We start from the raw sequence: 5346 nt of genomic DNA, 5'->3' as shown, positions 1-5346 counted from the left end.
CTTAACATATTTATGCCCCGGAGATCCCCCTAAATCCCCCTTAAGAAGGGGAACTTTGAGTGCATTCTTGTCCCCCCCTTGTTAAGGGGGGTTAGGGGGGATCTGTCTTAAGTGAACCGTATTGGACTATAACCATCCAGACAGGGAAATACATTATCAAGTCTGCACGGAAAATTTCTTTGCATCAACATCCCAATTTACCCAGCCAATTGCCTCCCTAGCAGATGTCAGGTTAGGTGGGACTCTCAAAGCGTGAATGAATCCCGTACTCGGACAAGTCATTTTTAACAAACAAATCGGCTCGACATCGGCATTATCTATTTGTAATAGTGCATATTCCTGCCAACTATCTATTTGTTTTGCTGACAATTCTTGAATCATGCGAGCGTAACCAATTCCTTGAATTAACACTCGCCTCAGCTCGGCATTCTCTTCTGCTAAAATCCATTGGGATTCCCATTAATTTGGGTGGAGTTGGCCGTATTTTTCAGGCAACCTGACGCCGTGATAATAGTAAAAATTCCATCCGTCCGCAAACTCAATGGCAGGCTCTCCTTCCGCGTGCAAGCGGTTTTGACTGTCAAAGCGCAGGTGGCGCGGGCGATCGCACACCGCGCAAATCTTTTCATAGGGAAATATCCAACCGCAATGCTCGAAAAGCAGCTTTTGGTAGTGATGTATTTCTTGTGCCTTTTGGGAAAGATTGACGCCTGAAGATATATACAATTCAGTTAAATAGATTTCTTTAAACAAAGTCGTGGAGGTTTGAGGGTATTTAAGGTAGTACAAATCTTTGGAAAAAACATTCCCTATCGTTTGTTCCGATCGCGCATATTCCTCAACCACTTTGTACATTTCCGAACGCAGCGTGCTGTCGGCTTCGGACTCGATCGTGATCCTATGGAGCTCATACTCCCACACCCACGAAATTGCAAATTCTTCCATAGGGGATATCCATATCTGGTTTAAATTTTCCCCCAATCTATTGCTGTATTCGTCTGAGCAGTTTTGTGAATGCTCGCGTTTGAGCCTTTTGAAGATTTGGGGACAAACGTCGCGGGGACTGCTGCAAATAATAACTTCGGGTTCTTCTAGGCCAATAGCGGCATAGACAACTTTGATGGCTTCTGTGGCTTTTTGACCATCAATTGGTCTAGTCGAGAGAGTAAGACGTTTCTGTGCGAGGAGGCCTAACACGCACAGATCGGTAATTTGATTACCCTCGATATTCAGTTGTGTCAGATTGGTGAGCTTACGCAAGGCGCTGATATCGGTAATTCTATTCTCGTAGAGATTGAGTTCTGTCAGATTGGTGAGCTTACGCAAGGCGCTGATATCGGTAATTTCATTGTTGTTGAGATCCAGTGTTGTCAGATTGGTGAGCGAGCCTAGGAAGCTGATATCGGTAATTTGATTGTAGTTGAGATTGAGTTCTGTCAGATTGGTGAGCGAGCCGAGGAAGCTGAAATCGGTAATTTCATTCTTGTCGAGATCCAGTCTTGTCAGATTGGTGAGCGAGCCGAGGGAGCTGATATCGGTAATTTTATTGTAGCCCAGATGCAGTGTTGTCAGATTGGTGAGCGAGCCTAGGAAGCTGATATCGGTAATTTGATTGTAGTTGAGATTGAGTGTTGTCAGATTGGTGAGCGAGCCGAGGGAGCTGATATCGGTAATTTTATTGAGGGTGAGATTCAGTGTTGTCAGATTGGTGAGCGAGCGCAAGGCGCTGATGTCGGTAATTTGATAGCCACACAGATCCATTTCTGTCATGCTTAAAAGTATCCGTTCCGCAGCTTCAGCGTCATCAGTGCCAGCCTGGTGTAACAACGCTTCAACTGCGTGTCTTGCCAGTTTTGAAAGACTGTCAATATGCCTGCACCAGTCGGCAAAGCGGCTAAAACTCATTGGCTCGTGTGGTTGTTTTTCTGACATAAAACACTACGAGATGGGTAATGGGGCATGGGGCATGGATAATGGGAATACTGTGGACTGTGGACTGTGGACTGTTGACTATTACAAATCGCCCTTGCGTACCTTCTGTTACTGAATTAAGTCTACTATTTCAAATCTTCCAGCTTGATCCGAGGATCGACAGCTTTTAGCAGCAAATCTGCAAATAAATTACCCACAATCAACATTGTTGCACCCATCATCAAACTCGCCATTACTAAATACAAATCTTGATTGTTCACCGCCTCCAGAGTCAGCTTTCCCAAACCCGGCCAATTAAAGAAATATTCCGCAATAAACGCGCCGCTCAACAAACTAGCAAACTCAAAACCCAACAGCGTCACCAAGGGATTAACCGCATTCCGCAAAGCGTGAACGTAAATTACTCGATCGTCCGGCAAACCTTTCGCCCGTGCTGTTCGGATGTAATCTTGACGCAGCACGTCCAATAATTGTCCGCGCATCAATCTTTGCAAACCAGCAAAACCAGTAAGGCTGAGGGCGACAGTTGGCAAAATTAAGTGCCAGCCGTAATCGAGGATTTGACCCCACCAAGGTAAGTCTGCGTGATCGATACTTGTCATTCCTCCGACGGGAAACAGAGGCGAAGTGTTTTGTGCGAAAAATAGCAGCAGCAAGGCTGTGATAAAGCTGGGAAATCCCTGGCCTGTGTAGCTGACTACTTGCAAAACTCGATCGACTGTGCGGTTTTGATTGACGGCGGCGACTATTCCCAGAGGAAGCGCGATCGCCCAAGTTACAATCAAAGATGCGATCGCCATTAACAGCGTCGCCGGTACTCTTTCCCACAGCAGCGACGCTACGGATCGCTGATACACAAAACTCGTGCCAAAATTCCCCTGTGTCACAATTTGTTTCAGCCACAGCCAATACTGCACAATCGCTGGTTTATCTAAGCCGAATTGCTGTTCGAGTTGCTTGAGTGTTTCCGGCGAAATCTTGGGATTTTGGCTCAAAGTATCTAAGTAATTTCCCGGTGCCAACTCAATAATTGCAAAACAAAGAGCCGATGCTAAAAATAAGGTTAAAAGTGCCTGCAACAGTCGCTTGACTACATAAGTAAATGTCTCGCTGCCAAACACAGAACTCAATATTCGCGAATTTCGATTCAACTTAATAGAAGCCATGCGATTTTAGATTGAAGATTAAAGATTGAAGAATTGAAGAATTGAAGAATTTTTAATGATTCATAAATACCAGCATTCAACAGCCCGTCGGGTGCGTCGGGGGCGATTTTTGAGTAGGTTATCGTCACATTCAGCCCCCCTGACGCACCCGACAATCACTAATGACTGATCACTAATGACTGATGACTAATGACTGATGACTACTGACTAATACTCAACCAAGGTAACAATTGGCACATCCGGCAATTTCTGCCTGCCTCCCAAAGCCTGCAATTCGATGACAAAAGCAAAACCGACAAGCTCGCAACCAGCTTGCTGCAACAGCTTAGCCGTTGCTGCCGCCGTTCCGCCAGTGGCGATTAAATCGTCCACAACCAGCACCCGGCTGCCCGATGCCATCGCGTCTCGGTGCATCTCCAGCCGATCGACACCGTACTCCAACTCGTACTCAGCAAAATGAACCGCACTTGGCAGTTTTCCCGGCTTGCGGACAGGAATAAAGCCCAATCCCATTTTATAAGCCAAAGGCGTGCCAAATATAAAGCCCCGCGATTCCATGCCCACTATATAGTCAGCAGACATTGCAGAGCATTTTTCGGCTAAGCTGTCAATGGCATAGCTCAGCCCTTGCGGGTTGCTCAGCAAAGTTGTAATATCTCGAAACATGATTCCCGGCTTCGGGAAATCAGGAATGTCGCGAATCAGAGATTTGAGATCCATAAGCTTGCAGGTCGGCGTTGAGGGTAACGAGGCATCAAAAATGGTACAATAATAACGTGAAAAATTTAAAATTCAAAAATAAAAATTAAAACTAATAACTTTCTTAATTTTTATTTTTGAATTGTTTAATCCTTTGCGTACTGTGCAAACAAATGTCATAATTCTGTAACAACAGGCTTGAATATCAAGATTTGTCAACCTATAATCTAAAGTCAAAAATATAATATCTAAAATCCAATGATCGAGTTGGCAGCACGAGTGGGTGAGGTTCCTCCTTCCATAACCTTGGCGATCGCAGCTAAGGCGAAAGCCATGAAGGCCGCAGGAATAGATGTCTGTAGTTTGAGTACGGGAGAACCAGACTTTGATACCCCCGAACACATTAAAGCGGCGGCCAAGCAAGCTTTGGACGCGGGGAAGACTAAGTACGGGCCTGTGGCTGGAGAACCGCTGTTAAAGGCTGCGATCGCCCGCAAACTCCAATCCGACAACAATCTCAACTATCAATCGGAAAATATCATTGTCACCAACGGCGGCAAGCATTCCCTCTACAACCTGATGATGGCTCTGATTGAGTTTGGAGACGAAGTAATTATTCCGGCTCCCTACTGGGTGAGTTATCCAGAAATGGTCAAACTCGCCAGCGGCACACCCGTAATTGTACGGACAGATGCTTCTACAGGATATAAAATTACACCGGAACAGCTCAACCGAGCGATTACTCCCAAAACCAAGTTATTTGTCCTCAATTCGCCTTCTAACCCGACGGGAATGGTGTACACTCCAGCCGAAATCAAAGCGCTGGCCCAGGTGATAGTCGATCGAGATATTTTAGTCGTTTCTGACGAGATTTACGAAAAAATTATATATGACGGCGCTCAACACGTCAGCATCGGTTCCCTAGGCAAGGAAATTTTCGATCGCACCCTGATTAGCAGCGGTTTTGCCAAAGGTTACTCGATGACAGGCTGGCGCATTGGCTATTTAGCCGGGCCGATGGAGGTAATCAAAGCCACCAGCACCATTCAAGGTCACAGTACCTCAAACGTGTGTACCTTTGCACAGTACGGCGCGATCGCAGCTTTGGAAAGCAGCCAAGAGTCTGTCGAAAAAATGCGACTAGCTTTTGCCGATCGGCGTGAGGTAATATTTGAATTGCTCGATGCCATTCCCGGAATTAGCTGCATCAAACCAGACGGTGCTTTCTATATGTTTGTCAACATCAGCAAAACGGGAATGACTTCTCTGGAATTTTCCGACGCTTTCCTAGAACAGCAACAAGTAGCAGTTATTCCCGGAATTTCCTTTGGTGCAGACGACCACATTCGTTTATCTTACGCCACCGATTTAGACACAATTAAAAAAGCTGTAGAAAGGCTCGATAAATTTGTCGGAAGCATCTAAAAATTAGTCATTAGTCATTAGTCATTAGTCATTAGTCATTAGTCATTAGTCATTAGTCATTAGTCATTAGTCATTAGTCATTAGTCATTAGTCATTAGTAGCAAATGACTGTTGACTGTTGACT

The 5346-nt window shown here is 45.3% G+C and carries 3 protein-coding genes and 1 pseudogene; 1 reads left to right on the top strand and 3 read right to left on the bottom strand.

The annotated features are described in order from the left end of the window. Positions 1 to 156 precede the first annotated feature (156 nt). The 3 genes and pseudogenes from WBA89_RS04330 to WBA89_RS04320 all read right to left on the bottom strand — a co-directional run bounded on the left by WBA89_RS04330 (position 157) and on the right by WBA89_RS04320 (position 3818). A pseudogene (locus tag WBA89_RS04330) lies at positions 157 to 1761 on the bottom strand (leucine-rich repeat domain-containing protein). A 296-nt stretch (positions 1762 to 2057) separates the two neighbouring features. Further along, positions 2058 to 3098 (bottom strand): ABC transporter permease, encoded by a 1041-nt coding sequence (locus tag WBA89_RS04325; protein WP_424404300.1) that lies wholly within the window; start codon positions 3096 to 3098, stop codon positions 2058 to 2060. A gap of 207 nt (positions 3099 to 3305) precedes the next feature. Beyond that, complete coding sequence (locus tag WBA89_RS04320) at positions 3306 to 3818, bottom strand: adenine phosphoribosyltransferase (protein ID WP_424404299.1); 513 nt, start codon at positions 3816 to 3818, stop codon at positions 3306 to 3308. 237 nt (positions 3819 to 4055) lie between these two features. Between WBA89_RS04320 and WBA89_RS04315 the strand changes: the two genes are divergently transcribed. Next, positions 4056 to 5222 (top strand): pyridoxal phosphate-dependent aminotransferase, encoded by a 1167-nt coding sequence (locus WBA89_RS04315; RefSeq protein ID WP_424404298.1) that lies wholly within the window; start codon positions 4056 to 4058, stop codon positions 5220 to 5222. Positions 5223 to 5346 lie beyond the last annotated feature (124 nt).

It is taken from the genome of Microcoleus sp. (assembly GCF_049646505.1).
GTDB lineage: Bacteria > Cyanobacteriota > Cyanobacteriia > Cyanobacteriales > Microcoleaceae > Microcoleus.
This window is presented reverse-complemented; position numbering and strand designations above follow the sequence as displayed.